Raw genomic sequence first — 13,393 nt, 5'->3', positions numbered from 1 at the left:
GGAGCGGTGCCCGTGGAGATCATCGTCCTGGCCGTCCTCGCGGCCAGCGTGGTGACGCTGATGGTGTCCTTCTATCTGGGCTACCGGATACGGACGCTACGGAGGCTGACGGAGCTCGTCTCCAGTACGCCGCAGCTGACCGCCGGGGACGGCGCGTCGTCGTCGGCGGTGGCGGAGCGGGTGGCCGTGGCCGCCGCTGCTCCTCGGGACCGTCCTGTTCGTCGTCGGCTGCTGCCTGGTGAGTGCCTAGACCGGCCAGACCAGAGCAGCCCTTCACTCCCCATGCTTCCCTATCCTGTTGTTTCGTAGGGAAGTTTGAAGTATCTTAGCGCCATGGTGCTGCTGAAAAATGTCGCTCTTCGTCGACGTCGAGGTGGACGATGAGTCCGATCTACCGGTCCGAGGGTGCGCGCCGCGCGGTCGAGCAGCGGTACCGGGCGCTGCTGCGGCGCTGGCCGGTGCCGGCGACGGAGTCGACGGTTCCCACCCGGCACGGCGATACGTTCGTGATCGTCTGCGGTCCCCGGGACGCCCCGCCGGTCGTCCTGTTGCACGGCGGCAGCTTCAACTCGGCGGCGTGGATCGGGGACGTCGCGACCTGGGCGCAGACCCACCGGGTGTACGCCGTCGACGTCATCGGCGAACCCGGGCTCAGCGCGCCGTCGCGGCCCCCGCTCACCTCCGGCAGCTACGCCGAGTGGCTCGATGACGTGCTGGCCGCATTCGACATCGGTCAGGCGGCGTTCGTCGGTGCCTCGCTGGGCGGGTGGCTGGCGCTCGACTACGCGCAGCGCCGACCGGAGCGGATCACCCGGCTCGCGTTGCTCGTACCAGGCGGAATCGGGCGGCAGAAGTACGGTGCGGTCATCGGGTCGCTGTTCCTCCTGCCGTTCGGCGAGTGGGGTCGGCGCGCGGCCGTCCGACTCGTACTCGGCCCGCCCCCGCCCCCGCCCCCGGCGACGTCCGATGCCATGGCGGTGTCTGTGTCGGCGGAGCTGGCCGACTTCCTGCTGCTCATCCAACGGAGCTGTCGGTCGCGACGCAACCGGCTACCGGTCTTCGGCGACGACGGACTGCGCCGCCTCGCCGTCCCGTTGCTGGTCGTCGCCGGAGCGAAGGACCGGCTGCTGGATTCCCGGCACACCGCCCGCCGGGTGCGTCGACTGCTGCCGCAAGCGGCCGTCGTCCTGCTGCCCGGCACCGGGCACATCCCGATCGGGTACACCGGGTCCGTCCAGCGGTTCCTGGCCGGCGAGGAGGCACGCGTCCCCGAGCACCCAGCCGGAGTGTGACCGGCCATCGGATGCCCGCCGCCGGACACGACGGCGGGCAGCGGTGTCACCGCAGCAGCAGACCCCCGACAACCGCGACGATGATCAGTAGCAGCCCCGCCGCAGCTGGGCCGCGTCGGTCGGCGGGAAGCCGACGGAACAGCCGTGACAGCCGACCGAGGACCGCCAGCGGCGCCGCCGCGCGCCAGACGTCGCGTTCGACGCCGCGTCCGGCGAAGGCCACCACGCCGGGCAGGTGGCCGACCGCCCGCAGCAACGGTCGCACCATCGCCCTGCTGGCATCCCGTACGGGCGGTTGGCCGGCGGACGCCCGGGTGAGTGCGGACCGCAACCCGCGCCCGTCGTTTGCCCAGTGTGCTCGGTAGACGATGACGCCGGTAGGGCTCAGCAGGTAGGCCGAGTTGGGTTTCGGGGTCATGGCCCGGTGCAGGTCGCCGTCGATGTCGTCGACCGCGACCTCGAAGGTGAACCCGTGGTGGGTACGCAGTTCCTGGGCGTGTGCCCACTTCTCCGGCGTGGTCCGTGGCTGGGTGAACACCTCGCCGGGATGTGCTTCGCGGGTGTTGACCAGCACGAACCGTACCTGGCCGGCGAACTCGGCGTGCAGGGCGCGCAGGATCGGGCCGGCGCTCTCGGTGACCGGGCAGGTGCGTGATCCGAACACCATCAGCACCGGCAGCGGCCCCAGGTCGGCACTGCGGAACCGCCCACCGTCCAGGGTGGGCAGATCGAACTCCGGCACCCGGTTGCCGGCGCCGGGCGCGTCGGCGCGGAAGAACATGTCGTCGATGAGCAACGCGGTGGTGAAGCGGTCGAACCGGTACGCGGACCCTGGCGTGGCGGTGGGTCGGCTGCCGGTCGTCGATGCTGGCCTGTCCATGGCTGATTCTCCTCGTGTCGTCGAGCTGGCCGCAGTTGACCGATCAGTCAACTGGACGGGTACGCGAAACCGCACGTCGTCGTCGACGTGCGGTCAGTCGACCTGGTCGATGAGTGCTCGGACCGTGGTGCGGGCGTTCGCCATGAGGCGGGGATCGTCGTAGACCTTCGCCAGTAGCGCCAACCCCTGCAGGTAGGCAAGGACGCGTAGCGCCGCTGCGTCCGGGTCTGTGGTCCGGGCCAGCTGGCCACGGGCCTGAGCCTCCCGGATGGCGTCGGCGAAGTAGTGGGCCCAGGCTCGCAGGACGTCCTGCGAGCGGTCCCGGCCCGGCCCCGGCTGGGTGGACAACTCGGCGGTCAGGTCGCCCAGCGGGCAGCCGGGTGTCGCGCCCATCTTCTCGCGCATCAGCCCGAGCATTCGGGCGAACCCGTCGATGGAGCGGTCGATGCGGGCGAGTGGTTCGAACTCGGCCTGGAACGCCTCGTCCAGTACGGCCCGCACCATCGACCAGTTGAGGTCGAGCACCGCCAGGCCGAGCGCCTCCTTCGACGGGAAGAAGTGGTACAGGCTGCCCCGGTGGGCGCCGGCCCCCGCGCAGATGTCCTCGATGCTCACCTCGGCCAGCGAGGTGCCGTGCACGAGGTCGCGTGCCGTGCGCAGCAGGCGCTCCCGGGTGTCTCGTGCCATCAGGTGAACCGCCTTCTTGACCGTCTGGTCAACAGACTAGATAAACTTGACCGTACGGTCAAGAAAGCGGATGTGGAGTCCGGTCCAGATCAGCGGTATGGGGGTGCGACATCGCCACCGATTTCGTCAGGCTCTATGAGCAGGCCAGCCGGCACTTCTGCGACCTCGTCGCACGGATCGGCACCGACCAGTGGAGCGCCCCGACGCCGTGCTCCGAGTGGGACGTACGCGCGCTGGTTGATCACGTGGTCCGTGGCAACCTCGCGGTGGTCCCGGTGCTCGACGGCCTCCACCTGGCCGAACTCGGCAGGCTCGACATCGCCCGACCGGACTTCGACGTGCTGGCCGACGATCCGCTCACGGCGGTACGCCACTCGGTCGACGTCGCCGTCGAGGCGTTCTCCCGCCCCGGGGTGCTCGACACCGTCGTCCACCATCCGGCCGGCGACATGCGGGGCCGGCGGCTGGCCGGCCTGTGCTTCAACGACAACCTGGTGCACAGCTGGGACCTGACCCAGGCGATCGGCCTCGACACGACCCTCGACCCGGTGTCGGTCGAAGCCGCCCACGCGTATCTCGCGCCGGTGGCGGGCTCCCTGCCGGCGAGATACTTCGCGGCGGTGCCGGACGTCGGGCCCACCACGGACCGCCAGACCGAGTTGCTCGCCCTGCTGGGCCGGGACGCGTCGGCGTGGAACCGGGCGCGGTAGCCGCCCGACGATACGACGACGCCGGTTCCCACCGGTAGGACTTGATATGCAAGTACAGACTTGCCTATTGTGGGCCGGGTGGCGGTCCTCTACCGGGCACTCGCGGACCCGACCCGGCGGCGGATCATGGACGAGCTCGCCCGCAGGGGCGGGATGAGCCTGTTCGAGATCTGCACCCGCCTGCTCACCGAACACGGCACCACCTCCACCCGGCAGGCGATCTCGCAACACCTGGCCGTGCTGGAGGAGGCCGGACTCGTCCGCTCCGAACGGGTCGGCCGCACCAAACTCCACTACCTCGACACCCGACCGCTGCGCTCGATCATCGAGCGGTGGCCACTCAGCGATATGGAGAAGCCATGAAAGCCCGCATCTACGTGACCAGCGTCTTCGTCGACGACCAGGCCAAGGCGCTGGCCTTCTACACCGACAAACTCGGCTTCGTCCTCAAGACCGATTTCCCGGTCGGGGAACACCGCTGGCTGACCGTGGTCGGCGCCGACGCCCCGGACGGCGTCGAGCTGCTGCTGGAGCCCGACGAGAACCCGGCCGCCCAGGCGTACAAGCAGTCGCTCGCCGAACAGGGCATCCCGGCCGCCTCGTTCGCTGTGGAGGACGTCGCGGAGGCCTACCGGGAGCTGCAGGCCGACGGGGTCACCTTCGTCCAGACCCCCACGCCGATGGGCCCGGTCGTCGGCGCCGTCCTCGACGACACCTGCGGCAACCTCATCCAGCTGGTCAGCCCGGCGTGAGCCCTCACCTCGACGCGGCACTTCCCAAGTCAGGCGGTGCGGCGACGGTCCGAGACTCATGATCAGTTGACGTCCTGCCGGGCGACACGCCGGCAACCTCCCGGCAGAACATCAACTGATCATGGCCGTGGGGGAGATGCGCCGTTTGCTGCGAGCCACTGGCGGATGGCGGAGAAGTCAGCATCGGTGAGGCCGAGACGTGGGTCGACGCGGTCGCCCAGACGAGCTGGCAGTCGAGCGTCAGCGGCTGGACACCGTGGTGAGGAACGCGGTCCAGGCCCCGGTGGGGAAGAGGAGTGCCGGGCCGTGTGGGTCCTTGGAGTCGCGTACGCCGATCGTGCCGCCGGCCAGCGTGGCCACCTCGACGCAGTTTGACCCGCTCGCGCTGCTGCGGCTGCTCTTGCGCCAGTGGGCGCGGGAGTGGTCTGGGGCGGTCATCCCGCGTCTCCTCTGGCCGGTCGGGTCAGTCGGGAAGCTCCTCTGCCGCCCGAGCCAGGAACCGACCGGACTCGTCGGGATCCATGGCCTTGGCGCGGAGGTGGTCGAACATGAGTTTATATCGCGCGACCTGAGTGTCCTCCTCCAGCAACAGAGTGTTCGCATCGTTCTCGATGTAGACGATGGGCGGGTCGAGGACTGGGTCGGCGTAGGCGAGGATGGTGAACGGGCCGGCCATCGCGGCGTGCGCACCCGCGCCGAACGGCACGACCTGCAGCTCGATCGACGGCTGGGCGCAGGCTTCGCTCAGCCGGGTGAGTTGGTTGCGCATCACCTTCGGGCCGCCGACGACCCGTCGGATCACCGCCTCGTCGAGGACGATCCAGAGCTTCGGCGGCACATCCCGCGACAGCAGCGACTTGCGAGCCAGCCGGGCGGCGACCCGCCGGTCGATCTCGTCCGCGTCGGCGGTGCTGCGGCCGGCGTGGATGATGGCGCGGGCGTACTCCTCGGTCTGCAGCAGCCCCGGCACGTACAGACTCTCGAATGCGCTGATCGCGGTGGCCTCCGCCTCGAAGCCGACGTAGTCGTCGGGCAGCACATCACCGTACGCGCTCCACCAGCCCTTCTGTCGGGCCTGCTTGGCGAGCGCGCTCAACGACTCGCGGTCCTCATCGGACGTCTCGTAGAGGGCCAGCATTTGCTCGGTGTCCTTGAGCGTTATCCGTGAGTGGCCGTGTTCGAGCCGGATGACCTTGGTGCGGTGCCAGCCCAGGCGGCGGGCGACGTCTTCGGCGGTCAGGCCGGCCGAGTCGCGGAGTCGACGCAGCTCCCGGCGTAACCGGCGAGCGCGGATCGTCGGGCTCGGAACCTGTGCCACGAGAACACCTCCGGGGGATGCGGGTCTGGCAGCGGCGACGTGATTCGGATCGAAGTATGTACCACAGATCTCTCAAACGGAAGTTGATTGCGACGTTGTATTTTTGCAAACGTGGATGCATGCTGAGGGCTGATGACGCCGTCACCACTGCCCTCGGAGGTGTCCGTGACCGACAACCGTTCAGCACGCTGGACCGACCCGACCCTCAACCCGACCGAGCGCAACCGGGACCTGTTCGCCGTACTCGATCGGGCTGACCTGTCCGAACCGGCGCGGGCCGCCGTCGCGCACGCCCTCGGCCCCGGGGTTGGCCCGGTCGGGCACGCCGAGGCGCTGGTCAACCGCTACCTCAGCGAGCGTGAGCGCCGCCGCCCGGCGGCGCGGGCCAACGGCAGCGGCGATGCTCCGGGCGGGATCGGCAACCTGCCGGACTGGTTGCGGTACGACCGGCGCGGCCGGTACACGCTGCACCTGACGTTCGCCGCCGTCGACTTCGACACCGCGCGGGAGCAGGCCGTCGCGTACGCCGAAGGGTTGACCATCCTGTGCCCGGAGTTGGGGGAGCACGCGCCGCTGCTGTCGCGGGCGGAGGCGTGGAACTTCAACGAGCCGTTGTTCTGCGGGGTACGTGGTCCGGACTGTGAGGTGTGCGCGGAGGTCCGCCACCACCCGGGGTTCCACCGGGCGGCCGGGCTCGGCGGGCTGTGCTGGGGCGACGGCGACGGCGATGGTGGCGGCAACGGTGACGGCGACAGCGCCGGCACCGGCGACGCCGACGGCACACTGCCGTGACCGGCGCACCCATGACGCCGCCGTACCCGAGGGTCGCGCCGTGCCGGCACTGCGGCCGGCCGGTGCTGCGCGACAACGACGGTGTCTGGATTCACGCCGACCTGTCGTACGTGTGCCGCGACCGCTGGGGCGGGATCACCGCTACCACCGCCGCACCCGAACCGCCCGCCTGGTATGTCGAGCAGCACGGGACCGAGCAGCGGTCAGGGTAGGCAGCCGGGGGGCGGACCAGGCCGGCCACGTACGCGACCAGGACCAACTGGCGACAGCCTTGGATCGAGCCGACTCCCAACACGCCGATGCGATCGGTGATCCTGCTCCGGACACGATTGGTGGTAGTGTCAGCGGCATGACCATGAGCATCTCGATCACCCTTGACGACGATCTTGGCGAGGAGCTTGTCGCCGCCGTCGCTGGTGGCAACCGGTCGGCTCTGGTCGCTCAGGCGATCCGCGAGTACCTCGATCGTCGTGCCGTCGACGCCGCTGCTGCCTGGCACGCCTCCCTCACCGGCGAGGATGCTGCGGCGTTCGCGGAATTCAACGCCGCGTGGTAGCCACAGCAGGCGTGCCCGTACGAGGTGACGTGGCCGACTACACCCTCGGTAGCCGACGAATCCGGGTGCTGGTAGTGAGCTCGGACGTCTACACCCGTAAGTACCCGGTGATCGTGTTGATCCACGATCGCGCTGACGGAGACGTGCCCGGCATCCTCCTGCCGCTGCCCAACGACCTGGCCGGCGGCGGCACAATCGATCTGTCCCGGATCCGATTCGCTGACCCCGAAGCGTTCGGTCACCGGCATGGCCGGATCACTCCCGCGCTCGCCGCCAAGGTCGATCAGGGGCTTCGTCGCCTACTTGGTCTGTAACAAGCGCTCTGCTCAGGAGCGCGTGGTCAGGGCAGCCAGCCGGGGCGGACCAGGCCGGCCTCGTACGCGAACACCACCAGCTGGGCGCGGTCCCGGGCACCGAGCTTCACCATCGCCCGCGACACGTGCGTCTTTGCCGTCGCCGGGCTGACCACCAGCCGGGCGGCGATCTCGTCGTTGGACAGCCCGGTGCCGACCAACGCCACCACCTCCTGCTCCCGGTCGGTCAGCTCGGCCAACCGTCGAGGTGCGGCCGGAGCGGCGGTACGGGCCGCGAACTGCTCGATCACCCGCCGGGTCACACTCGGCGACAGCAGACCGTCGCCGGCGGCGACCACCCGTACCCCCTGGATCAGCTCGGCCGGCTGCGTGTTCTTCACCAGGAACCCGGCCGCCCCGGCGCGTAGCGCCTCGCCGACGTACTCGTCCAGCTCGAACGTGGTCAGCACGATGATCCGAACCTCGGACAGCCGCGGGTCGGCGGCGATCTGCCGGGTGGCGGTCAGCCCGTCCACCCCGGGCATCCGGATGTCCATCAGGACCACGTCCGGCCGGGTCTGCCCGGCCAACCGGACCGCCTGCGCGCCGTCGCCGGCCTCACCGACGACCTCGATGTCCGGCTCGGCGGCCAGCAGCGCCCGGAACCCGGCCCGGACCAGCGCCTGATCGTCGACCAGCAGCACCCGGATCACGAAGCGACCTCCACAGACAGCACCCGGATCACGCGGCGACCTCCTGCGGCGACGAATCAGGGCCGATCGGCAGGCGGGCCCGTACCCGCCAACCGCCGCTGCCGTCCGGTGCCGGACCGGCGGTCAACTCGCCGCCCAACGCGGCGGCCCGCTCCCGCATCCCGGTGATCCCGTTACCGGCCGGCGCGGGAGCCGCCGCCGGCCCCGGCACGCCAGCCGGCCCTGGTGCACCGGACGCACCGGCGCCGTCGTCGTCGATCTGCAGCATCAGCGCATCCTGCCGGTAGCCGATGGTGACAGTGGCGGCGGCACCCGGCCCGGCGTGCCGCCGCACGTTGGTCAACGCCTCCTGCACGATCCGGTACGCAGCCCGGTCCACGGCGGCCGGCAGCGGCCGGGCCGTACCGTCGATCACCGTCCGGGTCGCCACCGCCGCGTCGTCGGTCAGCTCGCCGAGCCGGTCCAGCCCCGGTGCCGGGGCGCGCGGCGCCGCCTCGCCGCTCGGGTAGAGCGTATCGAGCACCGCCCGGACCTCGCGCAACGCCTCCGCGCTGGACTGCGCGATCGCCTCCAGCGCCGCGCGCGCCTGCTCCGGGTCGCGGTCCATCAGGTGCAGACCCACCCCGGCCCGGACGTTGATCAGCGACAGATGATGACCGAGTACGTCATGTAGTTCGGCGGCGATCAGCAGCCGTTGCTCGGTGGCCCGGCGGCGCTGCCGCTCCTCGGCGAGCCGGCGCTGCTCCGCGACGCCCTCGCGGACCCGGTCGGCGACCAGAGTGCCGATCTCGGTGATCAGCCCGGCGGCGACGATCATCGCCAACGCCAGCGCCGCCTGACGCGGTGTCGCGCCGGTGACCAGGGCCCAGCTGCCGTACGCCGTCACCGCTGCCGCGCCGACCAGCCAGCGGTGGCCGGCGGCCCGTGCGGCCGACGCGGCGATCACCGGCGCCAGCAGGGTCACCCCGGCCGGCTGGTCCAGCAGGTGGTACGCCAGGGTCGCGGCGACCACGATCAGGAAGTTGCGCCGGGGGGACCGGTGCCGGTCGGCCAGCGCCAGCCCGCTGAACACCAGCAGCGCGTACCCGATGATCGAGACGCCGCCGGACTGCCAGCTCGCGGCGATCGCGGTGCCGACCGGCTGCCCGATCGCGGTCAGCACCGCCAGGCCCGGCCCGCGTCGCGACCCCGTCGGACCGTCACCCGGCGCTGCTGGTCGCCTGTCCGGCGCGGCCGGGCCAGCGTCGGTGTCGGGGTGCGACCTGCTCATGCCCGCACTGTAGGCCGGCCGGCTTCGACTGCGGCAGCCCCGACGGCGGCAGCCCGGCGTACGCCCGGGGAAGTAGGAGGTCGCCGGGCTACCGCGCCGGGCGCAGTCGCGGTGCCGCCGACGCGCCGACGCGCCACCCCGGCCGCCGCCGACATGCTGTGACCATCGGCGAATCCAGTGAGGAGATCCAGCGATGAAGGCGATGGTCCAGGACCGGTACGGCGCACCCGACGTGCTGCGGTTGCGCGACGTCGACACCCCGACCCCCGGTGACGGCGAGGTGCTGGTCCGGGTGCACGCCAGCTCGGTCAACGCGTACGACTGGCACATCATGCGCGGCGACCCGTACCTCGCCCGGTTGTCGTTCGGGCTGCGCCGGCCCCGCGCGGCCGTGCGCGGCCAGGACTTCGCCGGCCGGGTCGAGGCGGTCGGCGGCGCGGTGACCCGGTTCCGCCCCGGTGACGAGGTGTACGGAGAGGCCGGCCCCGACGGCGGCGCGTTCGCCGAGTACCTGTGCGTGGCGGAGAAGCTGGTCGAGGCGAAACCGGTGAACCTGAGTTTCGCGCAGGCGGCGGCGGTCCCGCTGGCCGCCACCACCGCGCTGGTCTGCCTGCGCGACGCCGCCGGCCTGCGGGCCGGGCAGCACATCCTGATCAACGGGGCGTCCGGCGGTGTCGGCACCTTCGCGGTGCAGCTGGCCAAGGCGTACGGCGCGCAGGTGACCGCGGTGTGCCGGACCCGCAACGTCGACCTGGTCCGGTCGCTCGGCGCGGACCACGTCGTCGACTACACCCGGGACGACTTCACCCGTACCGATGCCGTCCGGGCCGGCCGCCGCTACGACGTGCTGCTCGACCTGGTCGGCAACCGGTCGTTGAGCGACTTCCGACGGGTGCTGACCCGTGACGGGACGCTGCTGCTGTCCGGCGGCGGCGTGTCCACCGGCGGCAGTGTCTTCGGGCCGCTGGGTCTGCTGCTGCGCGGACCGCTGGTGGGGCGGTTCGTCAGGCAGCGCATCGTCGCGCCGTCGGCGACGGCGGGCGGTGGGCATCTCGCGGCGCTGCGGGAGCTGGTCGAGGCGGGCAAGCTGACCCCGGTCGTCGACCGGACGTTCCGGTTGAGCGAGGTGCCGGACGCCGTCCGATACGTCGAGACCGAACACGCCCGCGCCAAGGTCGTCGTCACCATGTGACCGCCTGACCGATGGAGAGGGCATGACGATCGTGCTGTTCACCGGTAACTGATGAGAAGGCCTCTACGGGTCGACCGCACCCTCGGGTCGTCGCCCTGCACCCGAGCACCAACACCGAGAGCACACTGAGCGTCGATGACCTGCAGGGAGGCTGAGTCCGGGATGGGACACGAATTCGAGGTACGCAGGGAGTCGAACTGCCGGCGACGCCAGACCAGGCGTCGTCAGCGGTCGCCGCCGCGCTCGGCGCGACCCATCCGGTGCCCCGGTGCCCCGGTGCCCCGGTGCCCCGGTGGCCGGGAGCGCGGCCGCCGGGCGACAGCGCCGCTGCGCGGCCGGCATGATAAAGACACAGATACGAGGGCTTGTCCCAAGGAGCCGCCATGTCCATCGGTGTGTCCCACCTGCGCGCCCTGGTGGCCGTCGTTGACGCCGGCGGCTTCGGCGCCGCAGCCACCCGGCTCGGAATCAGCCAGTCCGCCGTGTCGCATGCCATCGCTTCGTTGGAGCGCATCACCGGACGGCCGGTCCTGACCCGGTCCGGGATTCCGTCGCCCACCCGGCTCGGGGAACGGATCCTCGAACATGCCCGTGCCGCAGTAACCGCTGTGGCCGCAGTCGAGCAGTTAGCTCACCAGCGTGACGACCAGGTCGCCGGGCGGCTGGTGTTGGCCGCCCCGCCCACCGTCTGCCACGGGCTGGTGCCCACGCTGCTCAACCGGTGGCGTGTCGAGTTTCCCGACGTGCGGGTGACGTTGTTCGAAGGAGATGACGACGAGGTCGACGGGTGGCTGGAGCAGGCGACCGTCGACCTTGCCGTACTCGTTGATCCTGCAGCCCGCCACGACGACGGCGTACAGCTCGGCGCGGACAGCTTCTATGCCGTGCTGCGCGCCGACCACCCGTTGGCGAATCAGCCGAAAATTGATCTGCTGGATCTCAGCGACGACGATTTCCTGTTGTCGGCCGGTGGATGTGAGCGTCAACTGCGGATGCTTTACTGGAGGGCCGGCGTCCCGTTGACGCCGGCCCACCGGGTCAGGCAACTCAGCACCCTGTTCGCCATGATCCGCGCGGGCGTCGGCGTCTCCGTCGTTCCCGGGCTGGCTGACGGGATGCAGGGCGACGGCGTGCTCATGGTGCCGTTGACCGTGACGTTGCAGCGGACCCTCGTGCTCAGCGGTCCGCAGAACCGACCATGGCACCCGGCGGCGTCGGCCCTGGTGACGTCGGCATCAGTCGTGGCGGCGTCGACCGTGCCCGAGTTGGTGGGAGTCGCAGGTCGCTGACCATGCGGGTCCGGTCACCGGGCCCGCAGGAAGGCGGTGATCTCGGCGACGGTCTCGTCCGGCTTCTCTTCCTGCGGGAAGTCTCCGCACCCGGGCAGCACCACGAGCCGCGAGTCGGGAAGCAGATCGGCGAACCGCCGACCCGTGCTGGGCGGGACAAGGCGATCTTCCGCGCCGAACAACAGCAGCGTAGGGGTACGAAGCCCAGCCAACGGACCTACCAGGACATCGAACGACGGACCGTAGCTGCGGCGGATGCCGAGACCGAACCGAGCTATTGCTGGCCCTCGCATACGCAACTGCCGGTGATAGCTGACGACGGCGTCCGGTTCTGGCCGGAATCCGGGTCCGTGCGCCGCAGCCCACCTCGCCGCGAACAGCCGGCGCGGAAATACCCGGGCCACGACGCCCCCAAGCACCGGCATGGCGAGCAGGCGGTATAGCCACAGATTGCCCGCCTCCTCACCGAGCGCCCCGGCGGCCATCACCACTAGCCGGGAGACCCGCGTCGGATGCCTGGCCGCGAGCCACGCGGCTAACGATCCGCCCATCTGGCTACCGATGACGACCGGGGAGGCGAGGCTGAGCACGTCGAACAGCTCGGCCAGCATGTCGGTGCAGCGGTCCGCCGTCCAGTCGCCCGTCCGGGGATCCGGTGACCGACCCGATCCAGGAAGATCCACCAGGACGAGTCGGTGATTCTCGGCGAGGGCTGCGTGGACGTGCCGCCACGTCGCCGAGTTGGTCAGGAACCCGTGGAGCAGCACCACCGGCTGGCCGTCCGGAACGCCTGTGTCGTAGACGTGTACGTCCGCCGTGCTGAGCGCGATCGTCCGCCCTTGTCCGAGTTCCCGCAGGCCCGACACCATCGCTACCGTCCGAACATCTGTAGTAGGAGTTGGTTGAACGGGCGCGGCGTCTCGACCGGGGGGATGTGAGCTGCCGGTAGCATGACGAGCCGCGAACCGGGCACCTGCCCGGCCAGCCGTTCGGCGAGTATCGGCGGGAACAGCATGTCCTCCGCGCCGCCGACCACGACGGTCGGGCAGGACAAGCCGCCGAACCAGTCCCGGCTGTCGTGTTCGATCGCCTGGCCGTAGATGCTGCGTAGACTGGCCGTCTGGTACTGGTCGAACATCGCCTGTTTGAGCCCAGTTTCGCGGCGCAACAGAAATCCGGCGTTACGGGCGGTGAACAGAAAACATCTCAGCACTTCCCAGAAATTGGCCAGATCGTCGCGTTCCAGGAACCCGTAGAGCATGCGCAGCAACAGTTGGGTCGGCCCGTGCGGGGCGGCGAAGGTCGCTACCAGCCCGAGACCGACCAACCGTTCGGCGTACTTGGCCGCGAAGTGCTGCGCGACAAGTCCACCGTGGGACATTCCGACAACGACTGCGGTCGGGAGGCCCAGGTGGTCGAGCAGCACCGTCAGATCATCGGCGTGTTCGGCGTTGCTGGGAAAACCGGTCGACGACGGCGAGTCACCGAAACCGCGCATGTCGTACGTCACGACCGTGAACTCGCGGCTCAGCTCGGGCACCTGGCGCGTCCAGCCACCAGACAACGTCGACAGCAGAATCAGTGGTGGCCCGTCGCCCCGTACCCGGTATCGGAGGACACCTCCCGGCACATCGACCCGATCCATCGCC

Annotated in this window: 19 protein-coding genes; 11 read left to right on the top strand and 8 right to left on the bottom strand. The window is 70.4% G+C overall.

Annotation, left to right across the window (positions count from 1 at the left end; all coding sequences use genetic code 11):
• Positions 1 to 12: 12 nt before the first annotated feature.
• Positions 13 to 309 (top strand): hypothetical protein, encoded by a 297-nt coding sequence (locus EDC02_RS28755; RefSeq protein ID WP_123605461.1) that lies wholly within the window; start codon positions 13 to 15, stop codon positions 307 to 309.
• Positions 310 to 380: 71 nt separating this feature from the next.
• Complete coding sequence (locus tag EDC02_RS28750) at positions 381 to 1,292, top strand: alpha/beta fold hydrolase (RefSeq protein WP_123605460.1); 912 nt, start codon at positions 381 to 383, stop codon at positions 1,290 to 1,292.
• A gap of 46 nt (positions 1,293 to 1,338) precedes the next feature.
• On the opposite strand, the gene EDC02_RS28745 is transcribed toward EDC02_RS28750, so the two are convergent.
• Complete coding sequence (locus tag EDC02_RS28745) at positions 1,339 to 2,172, bottom strand: redoxin domain-containing protein (RefSeq protein WP_123605459.1); 834 nt, start codon at positions 2,170 to 2,172, stop codon at positions 1,339 to 1,341.
• Positions 2,173 to 2,265: 93 nt separating this feature from the next.
• Complete coding sequence (locus EDC02_RS28740; RefSeq protein WP_123605458.1) at positions 2,266 to 2,859, bottom strand: TetR/AcrR family transcriptional regulator; 594 nt, start codon at positions 2,857 to 2,859, stop codon at positions 2,266 to 2,268.
• A 110-nt stretch (positions 2,860 to 2,969) separates the two neighbouring features.
• Here EDC02_RS28740 and EDC02_RS28735 point away from each other — a divergent pair, with 110 nt between their 5' ends.
• The 3 genes from EDC02_RS28735 to EDC02_RS28725 all read left to right on the top strand — a co-directional run bounded on the left by EDC02_RS28735 (position 2,970) and on the right by EDC02_RS28725 (position 4,321).
• The gene (locus EDC02_RS28735; protein WP_123605457.1) at positions 2,970 to 3,569 is read left to right on the top strand and encodes a TIGR03086 family metal-binding protein; all 600 of its coding nucleotides are present in this window, start codon (positions 2,970 to 2,972) and stop codon (positions 3,567 to 3,569) included.
• Positions 3,570 to 3,647: 78 nt separating this feature from the next.
• Entirely contained in the window at positions 3,648 to 3,932 is a 285-nt protein-coding gene (locus tag EDC02_RS28730) for a helix-turn-helix transcriptional regulator (protein ID WP_255500594.1), read from the top strand.
• Positions 3,929 to 4,321, top strand: coding sequence for a VOC family protein (locus EDC02_RS28725; protein ID WP_123605456.1), 393 nt, complete (start codon positions 3,929 to 3,931; stop codon positions 4,319 to 4,321). The genes EDC02_RS28730 and EDC02_RS28725 overlap by 4 nt, the downstream gene beginning before the upstream one ends.
• Before the next feature lie 240 nt (positions 4,322 to 4,561).
• On the opposite strand, the gene EDC02_RS28720 is transcribed toward EDC02_RS28725, so the two are convergent.
• Positions 4,562 to 4,759, bottom strand: a complete 198-nt coding sequence (locus EDC02_RS28720) for a DUF397 domain-containing protein (protein WP_123605455.1) — start codon at positions 4,757 to 4,759, stop codon at positions 4,562 to 4,564.
• 25 nt (positions 4,760 to 4,784) lie between these two features.
• On the bottom strand, positions 4,785 to 5,639 hold the full coding sequence (locus EDC02_RS28715) for a helix-turn-helix transcriptional regulator (RefSeq protein WP_123605454.1): 855 nt from the start codon (positions 5,637 to 5,639) through the stop codon (positions 4,785 to 4,787).
• A 165-nt stretch (positions 5,640 to 5,804) separates the two neighbouring features.
• On the opposite strand from EDC02_RS28715, the gene EDC02_RS28710 reads away from it, so the two are divergent.
• The 4 genes from EDC02_RS28710 (at position 5,805) to EDC02_RS28695 (ending at position 7,301) form a co-directional block, all read left to right on the top strand.
• On the top strand, positions 5,805 to 6,431 hold the full coding sequence (locus EDC02_RS28710) for a hypothetical protein (RefSeq protein ID WP_123607187.1): 627 nt from the start codon (positions 5,805 to 5,807) through the stop codon (positions 6,429 to 6,431).
• Entirely contained in the window at positions 6,428 to 6,643 is a 216-nt protein-coding gene (locus tag EDC02_RS28705; protein ID WP_233606492.1) for a hypothetical protein, read from the top strand. Before EDC02_RS28710 ends, EDC02_RS28705 begins: the two co-directional genes overlap by 4 nt.
• A 137-nt stretch (positions 6,644 to 6,780) precedes the next feature.
• A complete protein-coding gene (locus EDC02_RS28700; RefSeq protein WP_123605452.1) occupies positions 6,781 to 6,987 on the top strand; it encodes a ribbon-helix-helix domain-containing protein in 207 nt (68 codons plus the stop codon).
• An 11-nt stretch (positions 6,988 to 6,998) separates the two neighbouring features.
• A complete protein-coding gene (locus tag EDC02_RS28695; RefSeq protein WP_148083670.1) occupies positions 6,999 to 7,301 on the top strand; it encodes a type II toxin-antitoxin system PemK/MazF family toxin in 303 nt (100 codons plus the stop codon).
• Between the two features lie 26 nt (positions 7,302 to 7,327).
• Here the strand turns inward: EDC02_RS28695 and EDC02_RS28690 are convergent, their stop codons facing one another.
• Entirely contained in the window at positions 7,328 to 7,993 is a 666-nt protein-coding gene (locus tag EDC02_RS28690) for a response regulator transcription factor (protein ID WP_123605450.1), read from the bottom strand.
• A gap of 28 nt (positions 7,994 to 8,021) precedes the next feature.
• Entirely contained in the window at positions 8,022 to 9,263 is a 1,242-nt protein-coding gene (locus EDC02_RS28685; protein ID WP_123605449.1) for a sensor histidine kinase, read from the bottom strand.
• A gap of 193 nt (positions 9,264 to 9,456) precedes the next feature.
• Between EDC02_RS28685 and EDC02_RS28680 the strand changes: the two genes are divergently transcribed.
• Positions 9,457 to 10,455, top strand: coding sequence for an NAD(P)-dependent alcohol dehydrogenase (locus tag EDC02_RS28680; protein ID WP_123605448.1), 999 nt, complete (start codon positions 9,457 to 9,459; stop codon positions 10,453 to 10,455).
• A gap of 383 nt (positions 10,456 to 10,838) precedes the next feature.
• A complete protein-coding gene (locus tag EDC02_RS28675) occupies positions 10,839 to 11,744 on the top strand; it encodes a LysR family transcriptional regulator (protein WP_123605447.1) in 906 nt (301 codons plus the stop codon).
• Between the two features lie 14 nt (positions 11,745 to 11,758).
• Here the strand turns inward: EDC02_RS28675 and EDC02_RS28670 are convergent, their stop codons facing one another.
• Together EDC02_RS28670 and EDC02_RS28665 are read right to left on the bottom strand one after the other, a co-directional pair.
• A complete protein-coding gene (locus EDC02_RS28670; RefSeq protein ID WP_123605446.1) occupies positions 11,759 to 12,613 on the bottom strand; it encodes an alpha/beta fold hydrolase in 855 nt (284 codons plus the stop codon).
• Between the two features lie 2 nt (positions 12,614 to 12,615).
• The gene (locus EDC02_RS28665) at positions 12,616 to 13,389 is read right to left on the bottom strand and encodes an alpha/beta fold hydrolase (protein WP_158632344.1); all 774 of its coding nucleotides are present in this window, start codon (positions 13,387 to 13,389) and stop codon (positions 12,616 to 12,618) included.
• Positions 13,390 to 13,393: the final 4 nt, after the last annotated feature.

The organism is Micromonospora sp. Llam0 (genome assembly GCF_003751085.1).
Taxonomy (GTDB): domain Bacteria; phylum Actinomycetota; class Actinomycetes; order Mycobacteriales; family Micromonosporaceae; genus Micromonospora_E.
The sequence above is the reverse complement of the archived record's forward strand: the minus strand, read 5'-3'. Positions and strand labels throughout refer to the sequence as shown.